The 22,949-nt window shown below is 41.4% G+C and carries 15 protein-coding genes and 1 pseudogene; 12 read left to right on the top strand and 4 right to left on the bottom strand.

The features are described 5' to 3' along the window. Nucleotides 1-222 precede the first annotated feature (222 nt). The 3 genes from RM347_RS30685 (at nt 223) to RM347_RS30695 (ending at nt 4,192) form a co-directional block, all read left to right on the top strand. On the top strand, nt 223-1,020 hold the full coding sequence (locus RM347_RS30685; protein ID WP_322715577.1) for a hypothetical protein: 798 nt from the start codon (nt 223-225) through the stop codon (nt 1,018-1,020). Nucleotides 1,021-1,845: 825 nt separating this feature from the next. Continuing rightward, nucleotides 1,846-3,066: an MFS transporter gene (locus RM347_RS30690; protein WP_322715578.1), complete on the top strand. Its 1,221-nt coding sequence runs from the start codon at nt 1,846-1,848 to the stop codon at nt 3,064-3,066. Nucleotides 3,067-3,214: 148 nt separating this feature from the next. Beyond that, the gene (locus RM347_RS30695) at nt 3,215-4,192 is read left to right on the top strand and encodes a hypothetical protein (protein WP_322715579.1); all 978 of its coding nucleotides are present in this window, start codon (nt 3,215-3,217) and stop codon (nt 4,190-4,192) included. 164 nt (nt 4,193-4,356) lie between these two features. Here RM347_RS30695 and RM347_RS30700 read toward each other — a convergent pair whose 3' ends face one another. Next, the gene (locus RM347_RS30700) at nt 4,357-5,802 is read right to left on the bottom strand and encodes a deoxyribodipyrimidine photo-lyase, 8-HDF type (RefSeq protein ID WP_322715580.1); all 1,446 of its coding nucleotides are present in this window, start codon (nt 5,800-5,802) and stop codon (nt 4,357-4,359) included. Between the two features lie 252 nt (nt 5,803-6,054). On the opposite strand from RM347_RS30700, the gene RM347_RS30705 reads away from it, so the two are divergent. Further along, entirely contained in the window at nt 6,055-6,609 is a 555-nt protein-coding gene (locus RM347_RS30705) for a 1,2-dihydroxy-3-keto-5-methylthiopentene dioxygenase (RefSeq protein ID WP_322715581.1), read from the top strand. Nucleotides 6,610-6,757: 148 nt separating this feature from the next. Here RM347_RS30705 and RM347_RS30710 read toward each other — a convergent pair whose 3' ends face one another. Then, nucleotides 6,758-7,435: a class I SAM-dependent methyltransferase gene (locus RM347_RS30710; protein WP_322715582.1), complete on the bottom strand. Its 678-nt coding sequence runs from the start codon at nt 7,433-7,435 to the stop codon at nt 6,758-6,760. A 458-nt stretch (nt 7,436-7,893) separates the two neighbouring features. Between RM347_RS30710 and RM347_RS30715 the strand changes: the two genes are divergently transcribed. Beyond that, nucleotides 7,894-9,486 carry a glycosyltransferase family 39 protein gene (locus RM347_RS30715; RefSeq protein WP_322715583.1) on the top strand — a complete coding sequence of 531 codons (1,593 nt, stop codon included), beginning with the start codon at nt 7,894-7,896 and terminating at the stop codon, nt 9,484-9,486. 188 nt (nt 9,487-9,674) lie between these two features. Next, nucleotides 9,675-13,640, top strand: coding sequence for a DUF2157 domain-containing protein (locus RM347_RS30720; RefSeq protein ID WP_322715584.1), 3,966 nt, complete (start codon nt 9,675-9,677; stop codon nt 13,638-13,640). A 16-nt stretch (nt 13,641-13,656) separates the two neighbouring features. Here RM347_RS30720 and RM347_RS30725 read toward each other — a convergent pair whose 3' ends face one another. Both RM347_RS30725 and RM347_RS30730 read right to left on the bottom strand, forming a co-directional pair. Beyond that, nucleotides 13,657-14,265, bottom strand: coding sequence for a hypothetical protein (locus tag RM347_RS30725; protein ID WP_322715585.1), 609 nt, complete (start codon nt 14,263-14,265; stop codon nt 13,657-13,659). A 176-nt stretch (nt 14,266-14,441) separates the two neighbouring features. Further along, complete coding sequence (locus tag RM347_RS30730) at nt 14,442-15,029, bottom strand: thylakoid membrane photosystem I accumulation factor (protein WP_322715586.1); 588 nt, start codon at nt 15,027-15,029, stop codon at nt 14,442-14,444. A gap of 318 nt (nt 15,030-15,347) precedes the next feature. Here RM347_RS30730 and RM347_RS30735 point away from each other — a divergent pair, with 318 nt between their 5' ends. From RM347_RS30735 to RM347_RS30760, 6 genes and pseudogenes are all read left to right on the top strand, one after another. Beyond that, nucleotides 15,348-16,685, top strand: coding sequence for a Mur ligase family protein (locus RM347_RS30735; RefSeq protein ID WP_322715587.1), 1,338 nt, complete (start codon nt 15,348-15,350; stop codon nt 16,683-16,685). 56 nt (nt 16,686-16,741) lie between these two features. Then, nucleotides 16,742-17,560, top strand: a complete 819-nt coding sequence (locus RM347_RS30740) for a type 1 glutamine amidotransferase (RefSeq protein WP_322715588.1) — start codon at nt 16,742-16,744, stop codon at nt 17,558-17,560. Nucleotides 17,561-17,604: 44 nt separating this feature from the next. Further along, the gene (locus RM347_RS30745) at nt 17,605-18,150 is read left to right on the top strand and encodes a hypothetical protein (protein ID WP_322715589.1); all 546 of its coding nucleotides are present in this window, start codon (nt 17,605-17,607) and stop codon (nt 18,148-18,150) included. 127 nt (nt 18,151-18,277) lie between these two features. Then, nucleotides 18,278-18,900, top strand: a pseudogene (locus RM347_RS30750) (Uma2 family endonuclease). Between the two features lie 52 nt (nt 18,901-18,952). Then, on the top strand, nt 18,953-19,576 hold the full coding sequence (locus RM347_RS30755) for a Uma2 family endonuclease (protein ID WP_322715590.1): 624 nt from the start codon (nt 18,953-18,955) through the stop codon (nt 19,574-19,576). Nucleotides 19,577-20,078: 502 nt separating this feature from the next. After that, entirely contained in the window at nt 20,079-22,907 is a 2,829-nt protein-coding gene (locus RM347_RS30760; RefSeq protein ID WP_428850639.1) for a COR domain-containing protein, read from the top strand. Nucleotides 22,908-22,949: the final 42 nt, after the last annotated feature.

Here is a 22,949-nt window from a genome sequence, read left to right on the forward strand (position 1 = left end):
AGCTAAAGTCGTGTCGCAAAAATGATGTTAGATTGGTAAAATTTTTAATTATGTAAAATTTTAGCAGCTATCAAAAGTTTTTGTAACTTAACCATTAAATGCAGTAGTTGCTTGAACTCTTTCAAATAGGGAAATACATTACCTCATCGTGGGTGTTAAATTATTGCATTTTGATGATATTATTTTTTTAACAAATTTAAGGAGTAAGCCTTTTGGCATTGTATGATCAATCATTTATTTAAGTCATTTGTCAAATATTTACCAGCAATTACAGCTATAATAACGGTTCTTCCATTACCAGTTAAGGCAGCTACATTTTTAGTAAATGAACGTGCTACTTTGGGAAGTAATGATGAAGTGGATTGGGCAAGTTTAGGTAAAGTATTTAATCCTGTAGCTCCTGACTTTTCTGCTTTTTTACCTAACTCTTTCTCAACAACATCGCAAGGTGGTTTAGGGTTGGATATAAATATAGCTCCAGCTAATAAACCTCAGATTACTCCACCATTTGTATTTCAAACTTTACCTCCACCTGGGATTCGGACTAACTTCGCCCAAGGAGATTTTATTCTCTTTGGAGGTATAGACCCAACAGGTTTTCAACCTCTTCCTCCTGGTGCTCCTGATCCTGGTACTCAGGGTAACGGAGGACCTTTTAGCATTAGTTTTGCCCAGCCAGTTTTTGGCGCTGGTACTCAGATAGCTGTAGACATTAGTAATTTGGAAGTTGAAACTTTTATCACTGCTTTTGATAATGTTAACAACCTATTGGGTAGTTTTTCAGTTCTAAGTACTTCATCCCTAGCATTAGATAATTCAGCAGTTTTCTTAGGGATTCGTAGTGACACTCCAAACATCTCGCGACTCGTTTTTAGCAGTTCTGCTCCACAATACGGCTTGGCCATTAATCAGTTAAGCATTATTGCAGTTCCCGAACCAACTTATACCTTGGTGATATTAGCTTTTGGTATTTCAGGTGCTGTTTTGAAACTACGCCAACGCACTTGCCAAAATAATTAATAATTCCTAATTAGTAATTGAAGAGTGTAAGCAGACGACACCAAAATCTCTAATTGGGTGGTCTGCAAGACCCTCTCTACGAAAAGCTGCGCGTAGCTGACTTTACCGTAGGGGTACGCAGATTCCCTTCTTCGTCTCGCTATCAGTGATGAGTCCTTAGCTCAGGACATTTTGGAATAAGAAGTTACCAGACCAGCTAGAACAGTCCTTTTCCTGGTATAAAATCAGAACTGACTCAATCGGTCTATCGGGTAATTTATTTTCCGGAAATCGCTTACCAGTGATTGTAATTACCAATTATGTTAGCGCAGCAGTAGCGAGTCCGCGAACATCATTATCAATGACGAACTATTTAGACACTCCCACAGTGTCTAAATAATTCATCATTGAACAAGCTAGATTTTTTGAACATACTCAAACTTCTGTCAGACATAAGTTCCACAGAACTCTTATTTTTAGCAAAATTAAAGTCAATGTCATACAAAGAATTAGAATACATCATAGACATTAAGATACAAAAAGCTATACGGAAGCACGAAATCGTGGTTGCTTTTATTAGTAGTATTATTGGCTTAATTTTTATAGTGGGTTTGTTTCATGCTATTTTCCTCAACCATACTCAAATTCAATCATTTTGCTTGAACTGATTACTGGTTGCATTCAATAGGCTTTTATTATCAAGTGTTCCCTAATGTCCATAAAACTAATCCAAGTTATACCAATTCTCTAATAAGCTGCATAGAATTAGGCTTGCTCAAGCCTGATTCTATGCAACCTCACAGGTAATCGGTATTACACATATTTTTTATAAAAGTGAATTGCACTATGGAGAGTAAAAATAATAGCAGGGCTATATTCGTCTTATTTTTGACTGTATTTATAGACTTGCTCGGCTTCGGAATTATTCTGCCGATACTGCCTTTGTATGCTGATCAATTCGGTGCAAAACCTAATGAAGCGACACTACTTGTAGCTATTTATTCTTTAATGCAGTTCTTATTTGCACCATTATGGGGCAGATTTAGCGATCGCTACGGTCGCCGTCCGATTTTATTACTTACTTTATTCGGTTCTGTAATTGCATACGCAGGCTTAGGCTTTGCCAACTCATTATGGATTTTGTTTATTGCTCGTAGTCTTGCCGGGATTATGGCAGGGAATATTGCCACTGCTCAGGCGTACATCGCAGATATTACCACGCCAACTAATCGAGCTCGTGGCATGGGCATAATAGGGGCAGCTTTTGGTCTTGGCTTCATTCTCGGCCCAGCGATTGGAGGTCTTTTGATCGGGCCTGATCCGGACAACGCTAACTTTCATCTACCGTCGTTGTTTGCAGCCGGATTATCCTTATTGGCATTGCTTTGTGCTTTTATTTTACTTCCAGAATCCCTAAATTCTGAGACTAAAGCCAAAATCCAAGTTCATCGGTACCGTCAGCGACGACTGAACTTGCTACAGCTGTCACAGCGTCCACAGTTTTCTGTGCTTGTTGGCATCTACTTTTTAGTGACCTTTGCTGTTGCAGCTATGGACTCTACATTGGCTTTATGGTCTAAGCAGCAATTAAATTGGGGCCCTCAACAAACTAGTTATCTTTTTGCCTTCATGGGGATTGTGAGCACAATCATTCAAGGAGGACTCCTCGGATTCCTCAAGAAACAATTAGGTGAAATAAAGTTACTTATCTTGGGAATATTAGGGTTAGGTTCAGGATTATTGCTAATTGGATTCTCACAAAGCTTAATTTTCTTGTTGGTCGCTACCACACTTGTGGCATGGGGAATTAGTGTCAGCCAACCAATATTAAACAGTCTGATTTCCCAGATGACGGCTCCAGAAGAACAAGGACAAATATTAGGAATTGCCAGTTCTTGCTCTGCTTTGGCACGTATCGTTGGACCAACGTGGGCAGGTGTTAGTTTTATGAAATTTGGGAGTTCTGCTCCTTTTTTGAGTGGATTTTTAGTAATGCTGGTAGCTTTGACTCTTTGTTTACGAATGGCTAAAAGCCCAACTGAAACAAAGACAGAACCTATCGCCTGAAAATTTAGTTCTTAGAGGATATTTTCAAGGTGATGGCTGATGTATCTAAAACTTTAGATCCTCCTAAATCCTCCTTAAAAAGGAGGACTTTGAGAAAGTTATTCTCGCCTTTTTATTACGAATTAAGCATTACGAATTACGAATTAATATGACAGGTCGCCGAGTACTATTTCTAGGCATCTTTGTAAGCATCCTCCTCACCTACGCAATTTGGCTAGGTGGGAGCATTCCTGCAAGCATCACCAAACTTCCTGACCAAGGATTAAACTGGTATTACTGGAAACTTCCCAACCCGACCTTTTGGAGTCGAGCAACGGCTTGGGGTATGTACCTTGGGCATCAGTTTAGCATCTGGGCGTGTATCTTGTGGGCGCAGCGATCGCAGTTGAAATACAAATCGGCGTTGCACCCAATTAATTACCTCATGCTTGCCATTAATGGTGCATTTATCGCTTTACACTTTCTCCAAACATATATTTGGTACGATGCTCTCGCTCAAGATACTTCAATTTGGGCTTCTCAAGGTGCGGTTGTGCTCCTACTGGTGTTCGTACTGATTTTGGAAACGCCTCGACGCGGTTTGTTTTTTGGCAATTCTGTTCCATTCCATCAACAGTTTTTGCAAATTATCAAGCTATACCACGGCTATTTTTTCTCCTTTGCCGCTATCTACACCTTTTGGTATCATCCAATGGAAGCGACTTTGGGGCACTTAATTGGTTTTCTCTATATGTTCTTGCTGCTGCTCCAATCGTCGTTAATTTTTAACCGTACTCATGTAAACCGTTGGTGGACATTTTCCTTAGAAATTACAGTGGTTTTACATAGTGTCATTGTGTCCTTGATGCTAGGACAAAGCAAGTGGCCAACATTTCTTTTTGGTTTTCTTGGCATTCTGGTACTGACTCAGCTCCACGGTCTACCTGTTGGTATCTGGACTAAACGTACTATCTACGGAGCTTTTTTAGTGAGTGTACTGGCCGTTTATGCACTGACTGAACGCGGCTTGGGCAGAATTTACGAAGTAACCTATATTCCTCTGATTGAGTTTGGGCTGGTTGGTACAATTTACTTCATCTTCCTGCTCATCTTATGGACAATTTCTCGTTTACCTGTGAAGACGTAATCTGATTTCCGTCAAAATACTCATCGGTTTGTAGTAAAGACTTTAGTCCTTTATCCAAGACATTATGCGAACAAAATCAGGACTTCAGTCCTGACTACGAACATTTTTAAAGGAACGTTGATTAGCAGGACATGTTATAAATAAACATTAAAAATCTCACAATTTTACTCACCACTAGTAATGCTTTTTTGCTGTTGATAACGCTGTTTAAACTGCTGTTGTTGTATTTTATGATCCACAATTGGGTCAGGATAGCCAACAGCATGACGTTCTAAAGGTGGAATTTTTCCAGTAACTAAATATTCTGTATCTACAGACCGCAATTCTGATACCCATTGCCGGATATATTCCCCCTCTGGATCAAATTTTTGTGTTTGACTGGCTGGGTTGAAAATCCTCACAGGTTTAGGGTCCATGCCGCTAGAAGCACTCCATTGCCAACCGCCATTGTTGGCAGATAAATCACCATCAATCAGGTGCTGCATAAAGTATTTTTCTCCCAATTGGGGATTAATTAGCAAGTCTTTGGTGAGGAAACTTGCAACAATCATCCGACAACGGTTATGCATCCAGCCGCTTTCATTCATCTGGCGCATTGCTGCATCTACAATGGGGTAGCCAGTCCTCCCCTCACACCAAGCTTGGAAATGTTCTTCGTTTGTTTCCCAAGGAAAGTTCTTAAAGGTGTCGCGGAAAGCGCCATCAGCTAATTCGGGAAAGTTATACATTGCGTGTTGATAAAACTCTCGCCAAGCTAATTCCTGTTGCCATGTGCGAATATTAACTGCTGTTTCCTCACTCCGGCTATTTTCCAGTGCTTCTATCGTGGCTTGCCAAACAGTGCGAATGCCAATTACGCCAAATTTCAAAGCTGCACTCAGTTGCGATGTGCCGTCCACTGCGGGGAAATTCCGCTGTTCTTGGTATTCAGTAATAGCTTTATTAGTAAATTCCTCTAGCCGTTCTTGCGCCGCTGCCTCTCCCGGTGAAAGAATTAATTGTTCATCCCAAATAAACCCTAAATCTTTCGCTGAAGGTAGTGTCAAAGCTCCTGCAAGTTTAGCAATTTTCTGTTCAGCTTCCGTTAATCCTTCAGCATTTTGCAGAGTTTCTACTGGGTTCGCTTTCGGTTTAGTAATCCAATTTTTCCAGAAGGGAGTATAAACCGTATAAGGTTGATTACTACCGCTACGGATCTCATCTGGGGAGATGAGGATTTGATCCCAGTTTTGGTTAAGAAACTGAATGCCTTTTTCTTTGAGGGCATCTATAACGGTGCGATCGCGTTCTTGCGAATAAGGTTCTACATCCCAATTCCAAAAAACAGCTTTGGCATTTATTGCCTCTGCTAAAGCTGGTATCGCTTGTACAGGATCAGCGTGGAGTATTAATAACTGGCTACCAACTTGAGCATATCGCTCTTGGAGTTTCTGCAAACACCCAATCATATAAGTTACTCTCACAGGAGCAACATCATCCCGTTCCAGAATATGCGGATCGAGGCAAAACACACCCACCACTTTCGGACTCTGCCGTTTTGCCGCAGCCAGTCCTGTATTATCAGAAATGCGTAAATCGCGCCGATGCCAAAACAGAATTAAGTCAGACATTTCATGCTAGATATAGTTCACCCGTACTAGCTTAGATGCTAGTGGTACCAATGAACATCATTCTGGCGATAAATTTCTTCTGTGAGTGGGGAAGGTGGGGCTTCTCTGGGGATAAGGGGTAATGGGGACTGGGTGTGAATCAAATTAACAGGAGTCAATAAGAAATTAAACCCCGGTTTGTCTGTCGGGAATAGTGGCTTTTAAGCTGAAAATTGAGTATACTCTTCTTAACAGTTAATTAGTCTTTTTGTCATGGCTAACCTACTACTTGACGACGGTACGATTGAGAGCGATTTAGGCGAAATAGTTCGTGAGCTTGCCCCTCTTGGGATTCAACTCAGACACTACGACCCAGGAACATCGCTTCTCTTTCCCAATCTGCTAGACCAGGACTTTTTAACTGAGTCCGAGAAACGTTATTGTGTAGAACTACATAACAGCGTCTTTGAATTTATTCAGCAAGAAAATGGCGCTCTCTGGTGTGACTTACTGAATGTGCATCCAGGTTCCTTCAATCTTCACCAACTGATAACAACCTATGGGCGTTACCATACTCATCCTGCCGCGGAACCTCTCTATGTGTTGGCAGGAGAAATGATCTATGGCTTCGTGCGACCTGATGGCAGCCAGATACAGCTTTTAGTTCAGGCACAAGACTATCTTTACATCCCCGCTGGTGTTGAGCATTGGTGCAGCCCGACTGCATCGTTGAATTTCAAAGGGATACGCTATTTTGCGATCGCCGAAGGTTGGGTTCCCAATTATACAGGTACTCAAGTGAGTGATTCGCTCAACAAGCCGCGTTAAAGCTCAATTTTCCAAATATAATCCTTTGGGTTTCTCGTACTGTGCGATCGCACCAAAACGGTGTGCTCTTTACTTCTGTCACAGCGCAGAGGAGCATTCCAGTTATCAGTGGTTGATTTTTGGCTATTCTGAGGTTTGCTATTCAAAATTACTGTCGTTCAAAGATAAATATAATTGAGGCTGGTTTTTTGCTTATGGGGTGGCACGGCTCCAGTAACTTGAGTAATTGGTAATTCCTGAGATGGAACTCAGCAATCCATGATTCAACTGTTCTGAAGTACCAGGGTGCAGGATGAAATGTCCCATCTGCGACTCCTGTCCAGAAAGTTTCGCGCCACCCACTCTCGTATGGAGAGTCGCCACAAACAAGATGAGGATGAAGTGTTTGAATAATTATTTTGCCCTTAGACTCCAACAGGCTCTGACCCGCTTCGGCGATCTCGCCAAGAGCACGTTCCCCAAGAATAGAAAAGTTGCAGATGAAACAGGAGAACTGGTTAATACTGCCAAATCTTTGTGACGGAAGATCCGAATACGAAGATACAACAAAGCGGACATCGCCCATACACCGTGCTGATTCGATCAGATTGGTAATAGCATCAACTCCCCAGCCATTAAACCCGCGATCCCAGAGTTCACGGCACAACCACCCTTCACCACACCCGATGTCCAAGAACGTTCTCGGTTCAAATTCAACTACAGCTTCTACAATCGCTCTGTCTGTGACAAGAACACGGCTCTCAAGAAGCTTGTCACGAACTATACGTGTCCACGGTTGGGCATTCACTACCCATGAATAGAGAATTCGTTGTTCGTTCTTGTCCATAAGTTAATTGCTACGTCAAAGAGACACTTTCACCAAATAAGGGACTTCCAATTAAAAAGATATCCCATCGCTTTGATGGCAGGGGAGCAGGGGGCAGGGGGAGGGAAAGTTGTTTTGAAAGATTGAAATTGGATAATTTATTTTTTGGAGTTCCCTAATTACTAATTTGTAATACTCGCCTCCAGTGAGAAGCAAGCTACGTAATTAAATAGTTACAGAGCAAGCATTACATTATTTTCGCTGCTAGTGCTTTTTCGTTGGAACTTGTGATGATTCCACAAGTAGCGTCTTTGTGGTGCTCTCTACTCGCAAACCTATTTATAACAATTTCATATAAACTTTATGAAATCTTTTTATTTTCAACGTAAGTATTTTATATTCTGATTAATTTATACTATACGATAACAGAGAAACAATTGCATATAGTTTATTAAGGCTTTAAGAAATTGAAAACCTACATGAAAAAGCAATTGCCACAGAACTCGATCATTTCTAAATATTGGTTACGTTTTTTAATCATCATTTTATTAGTAATAGGTATATTTTTTCGGTTCGTCAATATTGATAAAAAACTTTATTGGGGTGATGAAATTTACTCATCACTACGCATATCTGGCTATTTGGAGTCAGAAATGAAGGAGCAGTTAACTGATGGTCATTTTTTCGGCATTGAAGATTTGCATAAATACCAGTATCCCAATCCTGAAAGAAACGCAATTGATACAATTAAAGGTGTTATTTTAGAAGACTCGCAGATTTTGCCACTATACATCTTGTTGACCCGGTTTTGGGTAGAATGGTTTGGCGATTCTGTAGCAGTGACAAGAAGTTTTTCGGCATTCATTAGTCTGCTCACTTTTCCTTGTCTTTATTGGCTATGTCTAGAATTATTTGAGTCTTCACTAGTAGGGTGGATAGCCATTGGTTTGGTAGCCATTTCACCTATTCATCTCGTGTATGCACAAGAAGTACGCTCATATAGTTTATGGATAGTAGCGATTTTAATATCAAGCGTAGCACTGCTGCGAGCCATGCGGCTTAAAACAAAGCTTAGTTGGTGCATTTATACAGCAACATTGATACTAGGGTTTTATACTCATTTATTTTTTACTTTGGTTGCTTTTGCCCAGGGAATTTATGTAATTACAATCGAACGTTTCCGATTGAGCAAAACATCGATTTCTTACCTGCTATCATCGCTTGCAGGATTTATAACTTTTGTACCTTGGATTTGGGTTATTATTACCAACCCTCAGCCAGAAGCAGTAGATTGGACAAATGATAAACACACATTATTTGCATCAGCTGCAAGGTGGGCTGGTATTTTTAGTCGGACGTTTCTTGATTTAGGTATTAGCCCTAGCGAACCAGGAAGACTTAAAATTGCCTTAATTCCTTTTATTTTAATTATTTTAGCTCTAATGAGCTACTCAATTTATGTTCTTTGTCGAAGAACCTCTAAAGAAGTTTGGTTATTTGTCTTAACTTTGATTGGGTCTATAGGGCTTCCTCTACTGATATTGGATTTCATCTTTCAAAAGCGATACGCTACTAGTCGATATACACTTCCTTCAGTTTTAGGTATACAGTTAGCTGTTGCTTATCTATTTAGCACTAAGCTCACGTCTGTTTATACTAAAGTTTGGCAAAAAAAGCTCTGGTCACTTGTAGCATTCATGGTAATTCTGGGCGGAGTTGTATCTTGTACACTCAACTCTCAAGCCCAGATTTGGTGGAACAAAATTCCTGAAAAATACCAAGAATTTCCTAAAATTGCTAACATTGTTAGTCAAGGTAATAAACCACTTTTAATTAGTGATGCTGATAATCTAGTCTCACCAATAGTAATACTTGCCTACCTAGCCGACCCGAAAGTGCGATTTCAAGTTGTAGAAAAAAATCAGTTACCAGAGATTACTAATGACTTTAGTGACATATTTTTGTTCTTATTCGAGCCGTCTGACTTCTTAAAAGCTGGAATTGAAAAAGTTTATAACTCAAAGTTACAGCAGATAAACAAATTTACTTGGAAGGTAACAAAATCTACCTAAACCAAAGATCCGGACAGAGGTAACGGTTGGTAGACAGCAAGACGGAACCTAAAAGCAGACAGTTGGCATTTGAATATCGCTTTTAGGTTAAAAATTAATATCAATTAGCCGAATAAGTGGCACAATTAGAGCCAAAATATACTTTAATTAAATTCACAATTAAGTATATAGTTATACTTCTGCCGCTTATGTCATCGCCCCTTGAGCGTCCACTAAAAATTGAAATCAGGCTGCCATCCTCCCATCCTCAGTTATTAGAAGGACTAGATATATGGTTGCGCTTAGGTTTGATATCTGATACTCAAGTCAGACAGCTATGCCGAGAGTTTCTGGTGTGTACGGTGGTGTTGCAACCCCAGGCTGAAGCTAAAACAAAGGTAGTATTTGCAACTTCCAATGCCGTACAGGAGTTGCCTGTAAAAGCTTTACAAGCTAGTAGTCATAGACAACCGCAACAAAAACCAGCTAAATCCAACTTTATCAGCACAATGTTGCAGTCCTTGGGGGCAGAACTGAGTGTCCGTTGGCTGCTTTTTCTGGGGGTATTTCTGGTAGTGGTATCCTCTGGGGTGCTGGCTGCTAGTCAATGGGAGAGGTTTCCTGCCTCTGCACAGTATGGAGTTTTATTTGCTTATACTTTGATTTTCTGGGGATTAAGCTTTTGGGCGACTAGGCAAAATAACCTCAGATTAACGGCTCAGACATTGTTGATTGTCACCCTTTTGTTAGTGCCAGTGAACTTTTGGGCAATGAATAGCTTTCGGCTGTGGCAAAATCCTGTGGATTTGATTGTAGTTGCGATCGCCTGTCCTATTCTCACTGCTATTACTGTTTTACTCTATAAAAATCGGACTATCTTTGCCAATTTACGTAGTGGCAAATTACCTCTAGCAAATATTCTGGGGCTGAGTTATCTGCATTGGGGTTGGCAATTAAGAGGATTTCCCTTGATTGCCGTTTATGTGGCAATGATCGGCACAACTATAATTACCGTTTATCACAATTACCAACAGCCTAATACTGTCAGTGAGGAAGATCGGGGCGATGTCTACGACGGGCTACGCCTACGCCGTAGCTTAAACATTAGTTTATCTGCCGCTGTAATTATTTATGCTTTAATAGTGCTGCTAGTACGGGCAATTTTTGTTACCAAAGTAGATGTCACAGAGTTGGGGTTAGCCATTGGTATTTGCGGCTGGTTGGTGACTTGGTTGGCACAGCGGGGAGGGGAGAGGGGAGAGGGCAGGGGGCAGGGGGCAGGGGAATTAGGGGAGGTAACAGTAATATCTTCCCCATTCCCTTCATCCCTGTTACTCTGGGAAAGACTTGGTGGCATTTTACTTTTTCTGGGTTGGGTGGTTTCGGTAGTAAATTATCCCTGGCAAGCGATCGCTGTAAGTGGTTTGGGTTTGTGGTTTGTGGGAAGTCGTTTGCGGCGATACAGTTTAAAGGTAGACTTCGCAGCAATTTTTGTTATTGGCTTACAGACGATTTGGCTAGGTTGGCGGTTAGTACCTGATAACTTACAGAAATTAGCGATCGCAACTGGCACTCAACTCACCAATTCTCAAAATGAACCTTGGGCGTTACTAGCTGTAGCTTTATTTCCCTACGTAATCTTGATGGTGGTGCTCACAGATAGCCTTTATCGCAGCCAAAAGCGAGAATTGGCTAAATTTGGCGAACTGCTTACCCTTTTATTGGGAACTTTTTTAACAACGATCGCTTTAGTAAATCCCACATTGCGATCGCTAAATCTGCTATTTTCCACAATTACTCTCGCATTCGTCACTCAACGCCGTTCCCCCTCCTCTCTTCCTTTGGTGTATCTAACTCACATCATGGGGGTGCTGACGTTTTGCTCTATCATTAATTGGTTATTACCAACCCTGAGTCAACAAGCCTGGGCAAGTATTTTATTGGCTCTGATGGTTGCAGAATGGGGATTTAGCCTGAGCAATGGATTATGGCGACGTAGTGCCTGGGACATCGGTTTAGGACTAGCTGCCGTTAGTTTTTTCCTATTGTGGATGAATGCAGAATTATCTTGGTATGGCATAGCTGATAGCCAAGCTTATTGGGGAGTCATTTGGCTAGTTACGCCTTTAGCTCTCACAGGTGTTGCCAATGCCACAATTATAGAGCGTCGGACTATTAGCCGTTACTTGAGTGTGTTGGCTGTGGGAGTTGCCCAGTTACTGACTTTACAGCTACCAGAAACCAGATTAATCGGTTTGGCTGTGGGTGCGGGATTGATGTTCGCAAATACGCGCTATTTACGAAACCAAATATCTGCGGTAATTACAGAAGGATTTGCTTTAAGTTTCATTGGGGCGCTGCTATGGACAGGTGTGCCTGGTTTACCTCACCTCTCGCTAGCAGGTTGGTTTGTCGTAGGAGCGATCGCAATTCTAAGTCTATGGTTAGCGCGGACAGTTTTGAGCCAACGCGGTAACGAATTAGGAGTTATATATGCAGCCGCCAGCGATCGGTGGGCGATCGCATTGTGTGGTTTTGAGTTATTGGGTTTGACACTGCACTCAGTGCTGATTTACCAAGGGTTTACTAGTTCGGGATTTTTGTACTTAATTGCCACTACTATCACCTTGGCAGCCATTGTTTATCGCAGTTGGCGAGAACCGACAAATTGGGCATTTTATGGCATCGGTTGGTGTTTAGAATTGTTGATTGCCCAGGTGCTAGGGTTGGGGGAAAGATCAATTATTAAAATAGCGATCGCCAATATCGCCTTGGGTTTAATTGCTCAACTTGTCGGAGAGTGGTGGCGGCGACGATATCAATTAGAAAGGCTTCCTAGCAGCCTTCACATTCTGCCATTAATTTATGGTGCATTCAGTGTATTACTGCGTTTTGACACTTTCACTGAGTGGACAGGTTTGTGTTCCTTAGGTGTAGCTTTAATTATCATTGGCGTGGGGCGACGTCGCGAAAACTTTAAACCCCTACTGTACTTAGGAATTATTGGCGTATCAATTTCTGCTTATGAACTTTTGTTCTATCAAATGTTACAAGCGTCAGGAGGAGCATTAGGTGATGGATTGATTGCCATGTCTGCCCTTGGCACCAGTATCATGTATGCTTACCGGATTTTGTCGCCTTGGCTTGTAAGCTACTTACGCCTAACACCCCAAGAACTGAAAGGAATTGCCCATATTCACTGGGCTTGGAGTAGCTGCTTATTAATGGCTGCCATTCCTCTTCCCATTGGAGTTAACCGCTTGGTGGGATTGGCAACTGGAGTATTTTTGATTCGCTATGCCATCTTTCAGGGACGAAATTCGCGCACTTCTCCCAGCATTTTCGGGGGAATCACAATAGCCGAGATGTGGGTTTACCTTGGTTTATTAGAGGTAGCCGGTATGAGGATTTATTGGCGCGAGACAGCAGTGGGACGATTTTGGGCTGGGCCGTTAGTTCCTTGGAACGGTGCGATCGCTTGTGTGGTAGCCTATTTTCTGTACATTCTGCCTTGGGAAAATTGGGGTTGGTCTAAAAGACCTTGGCAACAAGCGGCCTACGTCATACCACTGATAATTTTATGGGAAACTAGACTGCAAACTTACCCCATTACCTTGCTACTCGCAGCTGGATTTTACATCTTCCTAGCAAAAGTAGGTGAAAACATCCGTTTTACCTATATCAGTGTAGCGTTGATTGATTGGGCACTTTACCGTTGGTTTTATGACTTACATCTAACTGATGCTTTGTGGTATGTAACACCATTTGGGTTATCACTGCTTTATATTGCTCAAGTAGATAACCAACTGAGGCTACCAGAGTACAAAGCAGCTCGCCATATTCTGAGAGTGCTAGGTAGTGGTTTAATTTGTGGGTGGGCAATTTTATTTGATCAAGACACAGCCTGGATACCTGGAATTTTTAGCCTCATCGCCATTTTTGCCGGATTAGCTTTGCGAGTGCGGGCTTTTCTTTACATTGGTACAGCCACTTTTTTAATTACTACAATCTATCAATCGGTAATTTTCAGCTTGCAGTACTCGTTTTTAAAATGGGTTGTTGGCTTGCTAGTTGGTATCCTACTGATTTATATCGCCGCGAACTTTGAAACCCGTCGCGCTCAAATAACTTCCTTAATTCGTAACGCCATTGATGAATTTCAATCATGGGAATAAGTACCCTATATATCAATCAACCAATGGGGCGATTTCCGGGATTGACTGCATGAATATATTCACTACCCGATCGCGGTCTTCCTCGTTTATAATAAGCTTCTTCTGGTTTACCCCATCCTAGCTGCAAAATCATTTCCAAAAAGCTAGAATTTTCCCACTTACACAAACTAGCCCACTCTGTTCTTTGAACAATTCTTTCTACATCAGATATGACAATTTGTTGGTGTTGTTTACTATTATTGAAACTCAAGTATAAGTCCATCCCCATAGTGACTTCTTGCCAAAATTCTACAATGGAATTTTTAGCAGCTTTTAATATCTCTAAGTCACTAGGGATGGCAATTAACTCAGTATCTATTTCCGGATAGTGCAATTTTTTCCCTTTAACTGTCACTTCCCGCCAGATAATACCTGAAACTTGATTGTCCCTCTGGTAGTTGTGAATTGCAGTTTTAAAATCTTGATAAGCAGTGAACTGTTGCAGCCCATCAGTTCTGATAAACTGGTCAATTACAGGATTGCCAGAGACTGTTATTTCTAATTTTAGGCGTTTTCCTTTGAGGCAAGCTTGGCGTTCGGCTGCCAAAATTTGGATTAGCTCCTGGGTGGTGTAAGCCTTTGACATCAGAATACACTCTAGTTAGTCATTGGACATTGGGCATTCGTTACGGACTATAGACTATAGATTAATTTCCTAAATTGTTAACCCAGATATTTCAATATTATGCTTTGGCATCGGCAGAAATGTAGTAACAGATAGCACTAAAAATTAGGGCAGACCAATTTGGTCTACCCTAGAAGTTATTTAGCTAACTCACTACTGAACTCATTGAAGGCTCGCCGCTTTAGCTGTGCTGTTTCAGTGCGTGGTAATAAATCAAATATTTTGCGAAATTCATCGTCTATTTCTTCAAAAGGTACTTGACCCTTTTTATTCAAAACTACTTCACCTGATTTATTAAACACCACGACTTGAGGAACAGCCCCAGAATAGTAATATCCAGGTTCTGTAGGATCGTAGGTATCTTTAGGCGGGATAGTATCTACATTAATCGGCATAATTTCTGCTACCCGACCATAGAATTCCTGTACCCGTGAAATGGAAATGGCATATCTTTTGGAATCGCTGCTATCATCCAGATAAAAAGCCAAAAATACGGGTTTATGTTCCGCTAAAGTCTGTGCCAGTGTCTGTCTGGGAGGAACCAATGAACCATTGCCAGCATAAACGACAAAGATGTTGCCATCATATAAATCATTATTGAGACCAGCAGATGCAGGTTGCATACTTATAATGAAAAGACTTGCAAGCAACAACAGGCATTTGGACAACCACCTTCGGCAGCCAGTAATTTGTTTATGTAAAAAAAGAAACTTTGTGCTATTCATCAAAAGGAACCTTGCAAGCTATTACTTGTCGTGAGTTTGTGCTGAGTTCGGCAAACTGGGCTGGATATGTAATTACGCCCACGCACTATTTTTTTAAGATAACGCCTACTGAGATTATCTCTCGCAAGCGGCTGGTACTGCTCTGCGGAAGTGAAAACAGAGGTAAAATAGCGCAACTGTAAGGCTCAACAATCCAAAATTGAAAATTCAAAATTGGTATGACTGGCTTTTTCACCCAGGATTCGCTAAACTCACGCATATTAAATTTGCAACTTAAAGACTATCAATTAGCAACCGCCAGAAGACTAGGGTACAGATGTGGGAAACAAAATACAATTCATAGATAGGCTGCGATTGGGTTTCGCGGTGTCAGTGGCAAAAAGCGTGACGTTTATAGTGCGATCGCTGGGTCTAGGTGCTGCTAGTGTATTACCAGGCTCGATTGCTCGTCGCATTGAACCCCGACTTTTAGAATTATTGAGTCAGCAAGTTAAAAACGGGGTGATTTTAATTGCTGGTACTAATGGCAAAACCACTACAGCGCTGCTTTTATGCACAATACTAGAACGCAAGGGTTATCGCATCGCTCATAACTCTACGGGTGCGAATCTAGAAAATGGCTTGATGACAGCACTGTTGGAAAGCACCAGCTTGTTAGGGACGCTAAATGTTGATTACGCCATTTTGGAAGTTGATGAAAATATTGTACCGAAAGTATTAACGCCACTCCAACCGCGAATCATTCTCTGTTTAAACTTGTTCCGTGACCAACTCGATAGGTACGGCGAAGTAGACACAATTAGTAAACGTTGGACAAAAGTTATTTCTACCCTACCACCAGAAACGGTGGTAATTCCCAATGCTGATGACCCAACTTTATCTAACCTCGGTCAGCAGTTACCCCAACGGGTGTTATTCTTTGGCTTGAATGAACCAGAACATTATCTAGAAGCTATTCCTCACGCCGTCGATTCTATCTATTGTCCCAAATGTGGACATTCTTTAGATTATAAGGGTGTTTATTTGTCTCATTTGGGAGATTTTACTTGTCCCAAGTGTAGTTTTACTAAAAGTAAACCGACTCTAGAAAGTAGTGAATGGCCGCAAATTCTGGTTGGTTTGTACAACAAATATAATACTTTGGCGGCTGCTACTGCGGCTATTGAGTTAGGAGTTGATGAAGTAACAATCAGAGATACTATTAATACCTTCCAAGCTGCCTTTGGTCGGGCTGAAGATTTGGTAATTAACGGTAAACGAGTGCGGATTCTGTTATCAAAAAATCCTGTGGGAACGAATGAAACCATTCGCGTAGTTACTCAAAGCACAGATAAAACCACACTGCTGGTATTGAACGATCGCACGCCCGATGGCACTGATGTATCCTGGATTTGGGACGTGGATACGGAGAAATTAGTCGAACGTGGCGGGACTTTAGTTGTGAGTGGCGATCGCGTCTACGATATGGCACTACGTCTACGTTACAGCCAAAAGTCTCATCAGAGTAACTTAAATTTAATTGTCGAAGAAGATTTACGACAAGCGATCGCAACTGCATTAGAGCATACACCAGAGAATGAAACTTTGCATATTCTGCCCACCTACTCAGCCATGCTAGAAGTGCGAGAAGTTCTTACTGGGCGGAAAATTCTTTAAATTTGTCATTTGTCATTAGTCATTGGTCATTTGTGATCGTCCTATTCCCTAAATTTATGAGTTCTCAAAATTTGGAATTAACAATTGGTTGGTTGTACCCGACGCTGATGAGTACTTATGGCGATCGCGGTAATGTAATTACTATAGAACGTCGCGCTCAGTGGCGGGGATACGATGTTAAAGTTTTACCTTTGGATCAAAATTCCACAGCCGCAGATATTAAAACTGTCGATGTAATCGTGGGTGGTGGCGCACAAGATCGTCAGCAAGAAATTGTCATGCGTGATTTGCAAGGTGCGAAAGCCGACGCCATGCGCGAGAAAATCGAAAATGGAACACCAGGAGTATTTACCTGTGGTTCACCCCAATTACTAGGACATTATTATGAACCAGGCTTGGGACGACGGATTGATGGTTTGGGAATACTCGATTTAGTTTCCGTGCATCCTGGTGAAAATACTAAACGCTGTATAGGTAACTTGGTAATTGAAGTGACAGCTTCACGCCTAGCGCAAGATTTAAAAGAGATGACGGGTAGCACACCATATTTGGTAGGCTTTGAAAATCACGGCGGACGCACCAAGTTGGGAAAAGTGGAAGCATTGGGACGAGTGGTGTACGGTTTGGGAAATAATGGAGAGGATGGGACAGAGGGAGCATTTTATCAGAATGCGATCGCTACTTATTCTCACGGCCCTTTATTACCGAAAAATCCTTTTGTCGCCGATTGGTTAATTCAAACAGCGCTGCGGCTAAAGTATCAGCAAGAAATTACCTTAAAACCTTTTGACGATAGCCTCGCTGCACAAGCACGAGAAGCGATGTTTAAGCGCTTGAAAGTCAGTGTACCAAGTGCTGCTACAGCAAAAGCTTAACGTGAGTTTGCTTTTTACTTTTTTTATCTACTAGAGAAAAATTTATGCAAAGTTGGCCATCTTGGATTCCTACTCCCCGCTTTTGGGTAAATGCGATCGCTCTGATTTTGTTGATGATTGGTTTCCAGTATGCGATCGTCTATCTTTGGGTAATTATTTCCATCCTAGCTCACTTGCTACCCCAGCCTATTTTTGTCAAGTTAGCGTATTTATTTAGTTTACTAGCCCAACTTTTTCCGATTGTGCTATTGGCATTTGTTCACCATTGGCTGCATCGATTTTTAGATAGCTTCTTTCCTGAGAGCCGACTACCAGAAACAGAGCTATCAACAGGAGTTTTTCCTAGTTTTATAAGTTGGTGGGAAGGCTTGTATGGCTGGTTAGTCAATATTCTCTCGTCGGTAATCGCATTTGGTCTTATAATGCTTTTCTCACCATCTCCTGACTTATTGAGTGTGTTCGCTTTATTTAAGACTCAAGCACAATCGCTGCTGATAGTTCCAACTATAATTCGAGTGATTATTGCCGCTTATCTCTATCAATTTCAGTATTTAGTGCATCAGCGTTTGATAGCAGCAAGTAGGCAATAATCTTCTGATAAAAATACCTGACAAGTATATCTTCCAATAAGAGGCATTCCAAATGTGTAAAAAAATATAATTTCTTAGTTTTCTGTCAACAAAAGCATCAATATTTGACATAAAGCAAGAGGAAACGATGACTCAAGCCTTAGCCAAACAAGTAACATTCGATGAATTTATCGCCTGGTATCCCGAATCTTCAGACAGGCATTATGAACTACATGATGGGGTAATTGTTGAAATGCCTAAGCCAACAGGGAAGCACTCAGAGATAGCCGGATTTATCAATGGTTCTTTGTTTATTGAAATCACCCGTTTCTCCATCCCTTGCTTTATCCCTAAAGAATGCGTCATCAAGTCAGTTAACACTGATTCAGGGTATGAACCAGATGTCATTGTTCTTGATAGACAAGCTGTTAGAGATGAACCACGCTGGAAAAAAGAATTTATCATCACGCGGGGTACTTCCTTTCGTTTGGTTGTAGAAGTTGTTTCAACCAACTGGAGTGATGATTATGCTTGAAGCTAGAAGATTACGAGTCTTTGGGCATTCCTGAATATTGGATTGTAGACTATCTAGGTTTAGGTGGTAGGCGGTTTATTGGCAATCCTAAACAACCAACTATCTCGATTTACCAATTAATTGAAGGTGAGTATCAAGTTAGGCAATTTCGGGGAAATGACCGCATTCAGTCGCCAGCCTTCCCAGAGTTGAATTTAACTGCTGAACAGATTTTTCGGGCTGGAGAAGTTGCGTAATTTAGGTGGTTAAGGTTTAAATTTTTATCTGACTTTAAAGTAAGAGGAAAGTATGACTCAAACCTTACGCAAACTAGTAACATTTGATGAATTTATCGCTTGGTATCCAGAAAACTCACAACGACGCTATGAACTGCATGACGGAGTAATTGTTGAAATGGCTCCTCCCACAGGTGAACATGAACAAATTGTTGGATTTTTAGTTGGGGAAATAGTTACAGAATACAAACGTTTAAAACTACCTTATTTCATCCCAAAAACAGCATTCATTAAACCGACTCAGAGCGAAGCAGCTTACTCACCAGATGTACTGTTGTTGAATAACTCTAATTTAGTAAATGAACCTCTGTGGAAAAAAGAATCTACTGTAAGCCAAGCGGCATCAATTCCTTTAGTAATTGAAGTTGTAAGTACCAACTGGCGAGACGACTATTTTACCAAAACCGGTAAATATGAGGAGGTTGGAATACCTGAATATTGGATTGTAGACTATTTAGGTTTAGGTGGTAGGCGGTTTATTGGCAATCCTAAACAACCAACAATCTCGATTTACCAACTAATTGAAGGTGAGTATCAAGTTAGGCAATTTCGGGGAAGCGATCGCATTCAGTCGCCAGCCTTCCCAGAGTTGAATTTAACTGCTGAACAGATTTTTCGGGCTGGAGAAGTCCTGTAAAAAAGGGCTAAAGAAGTAAAAGAACCATCAAAGACTCGTCCACGAGTATCAAAGACTCATTCACTAGTATCAAAGACTCGTCCGCGAGTATCGAAGACTCGTCCGCGAGTATCGAAGACTCATTCACGAGTATCAAAGACTCATTTACAAGCCAATCTAAGCTATTGGTAATGATAAATTATTTTTAGATTCAGTAAAAATTATTAGCGTTCATGTAGTGTTACACAGGATAGTAGATTGCTTTGATATCTTGCAGCATTCTTAATTAGTAGCCGCGATCGCCTAAAACTCGAAGTTCTAGGAACCAATAGCCAAAGCCACTCAAGCGGAATAAAACCTAAGTCTGGAAAGAATTTAGTCTTCTTCAGAGGACTTTCACAATGAGCGGTATGTTTCTAACCTATGGCGGTTGTTGGAATTAGTGCAAAATATTAGTAGTTGCGAGATTGTCCAGCGAATCAGGGGCATTATGTATACCTTTCGTTGACAGGTGAAGCTCGGTATGGAAGATACGCCTCAACGTTTTCTAAAAAAAATCCGAGAAGCGAAAGAGAAACAGCTTAAACGATTAGATTTAAGCACTGATCGGTTTACTGATGAAAAATTAACAGAGATTCCTGTTGAGGTGTTTGAACTGGAATGGTTGGAGGTTTTGAATTTAAGTCGCAACAAATTAACGACGCTGCCAGAATCGATCTCCAGTCTGCAACAACTCACCTTTTTGGATTTAAGCTACAACCAATTAACGACGCTACCAGAATCGATCTCCAGTCTGCAACAACTCACCTTTTTGGATTTAAGCTTCAACAAATTAACGACGCTGCCAGAATCGATCTCCAGTCTGCAACAACTTACCACCCTATATTTAAGCTTCAACCAATTAACGACGCTGCCAGAAGCGATCTCCAGTCTGCAACAACTCACCACCCTGTATTTAAGCTACAACCAATTAACGACGCTACCAGAAGCGATCGCCAGCTTGCAACAACTCACTTACCTGGATTTAAGCTACAACCAATTAACGACACTACCAGAAGCGATCGCCAGCTTGCAACAACTCACTTACCTGGATTTAAGCTACAACCAATTAACGACGTTGCCAGAAGCGATCGCCAACTTGCAACAACTCACTTACCTAGATTTAAGGGCCAACCAATTAACGACGCTACCAGAAGCGATCGCCAGCTTGCAACAACTCACCAGACTGTATTTAAGCAGCAACCCCATTGAAAAGCCACCGCCAGAAGTTGTTGCACGAGGTCTTCAGGCGATTAAGGATTATTTCCGACAAATACAAGTAGAAGGCACAGATTATCTGTATGAAGCAAAGTTACTAATTATCGGCGAAGGAGGAGCAGGAAAGACAACACTGGCGAAGAAGATTGAAGACCAAAATTATCAAATTCGAGAGGAAGACACTACAAAGGGAATTGAGGTGATCCAGTGGGGTTTCTCAATGGAAAATGGGCGAGAGTTTCGGGTCAACGTCTGGGACTTTGGGGGGCAAGAAATTTACCATGCTACTCACCAGTTTTTCCTCACCAAGCGTTCCCTCTACATTTTAGTGGCAGATACCCGCAAGCAAGACACAGATTTTTATTACTGGCTGAATGTAGTGGAACTGTTGAGCGATAACAGTCCGCTGCTAATCATAAAAAATGAGAAGCAAGACCGCCACCGGGAGATTAATGAACTCCAGTTACGGGGGCAGTTTACTAATTTGAAGGAGACTTTACCAACAAATCTTGCTACCAACAAAGGTTTAGAACAAGTTTTAGAACAAATCAAGCATTATGTTAAAAACCTACCCCATATTGGCAGTCCGCTCCCAAAAACCTGGGTTAGAGTCCGGGAAGCTTTGGAGAGTGACGCACGCAATTACATCGGCTTGGATGAATATCTGAACATCTGCCAACAAAATGGGTTCACCCAAAGAAATGATAAGTTGCAGTTGAGCAGCTATCTGCACGATTTGGGAGTATCCTTGCACTTCCAGGAAGACGCACTTTTGAACAAGACCGTCATCCTCAACCCAAAGTGGGGAACTGATGCAGTTTACAAGGTGCTGGATAATGAAAAGGTGATTCGCAACCTGGGCAGTTTCACACGGTTTGACTTGGCAAACATCTGGTGTGAAGACGAATACGCCACGATGCATGATGAACTATTGCGCCTGATGATCAACTTCAAGCTGTGCTACGAAATTCCTAGAAGCCAAGGAAAGTATATTGCCCCACAGTTGCTATCTGCTAATCAACCCTCATATAACTGGGATGAAATCGACAACCTGATTTTGCGTTACACTTACGAGTTCATGCCCAAGGGCATCATCACCCAGTTCATCGTCGCCATGCATGAGTTAATGAATGAACAACAATGTGTCTGGAAAAGCGGCGTTGTCCTCAGCAAAGACCAGACGAAGGCAGAGGTGATTGAATATTACGGCAAGCGGGAGATTAAGATTCGAGTTTCAGGTCGTCACAAAAGAGATTTGATGACCATAGTTACACATGAACTCGATAAAATTCATAACTCCTATAAGCGACTGAAGTACAACAAGTTAATCCCCTGTAATTGTGACACCTGCAAAGATAGCCAAGAGCCACACTTTTACTTTTTTGAGATATTACGACAGTTTGTAGCCGATCAGCAAGAACGCATTCAATGTCAAAAAAGCTATCAAATGATTGATGTCTTAGGCTTAATTGATGATGTGATGGATAGAAAAGAGTTACTTCAAGCAGAACAGCAGATGGGTGGCGATTTTCTGCCTAATACCTCTGAGACAAGAAGGGAAAATGTCGTTGTAACAATTAATAATGTAATTCAGCCATCAAAGCAAGAGACTAATCTTATGCCAGAATCATCTAAACAGGAAGATAATTTTAAACCAGAAGTGTATAAACCATCCTCGCAAATTTCACCTGCTGAACGTGGAATAGCTCTTGCTATGGCTCTGGCAGTCTTAATAGTCTTTATTGTTCTTGTACTCAACCCACGAGCAATGGAAGGTGGCACTCTAGCAATAGTTAGATTTTTAGCAGCCGCATTTGCTGGGATATCAGGTTATTTATTGACGGGTAGTCTTAATTTAGAAGCACACGTACCTTTGAGTAAAACTAATATTAAAGCTACAGGAGCATTTGCGGCGTTTGTCCTTGTATTACTTCTATTCTTTTATGGAGTCCCAGCATCCGAGAATTCAGATAAGCCCAAGCCTATTTCAGATGCAAAGACAATCATCACGGCGATCGCTAGCGTGAATCAACATAGTGAAGCGATCGCACCACCACAACAGGGAGCATCCACTTTTGGAAGATATACAAAATAAGAGAGAATGTAAAAGGAGATAAAAAGAGTGCATCAACTACTA

It is taken from the genome of Nostoc sp. ChiQUE02, from assembly GCF_034531305.2.
Classification (GTDB): domain Bacteria; phylum Cyanobacteriota; class Cyanobacteriia; order Cyanobacteriales; family Nostocaceae; genus Nostoc.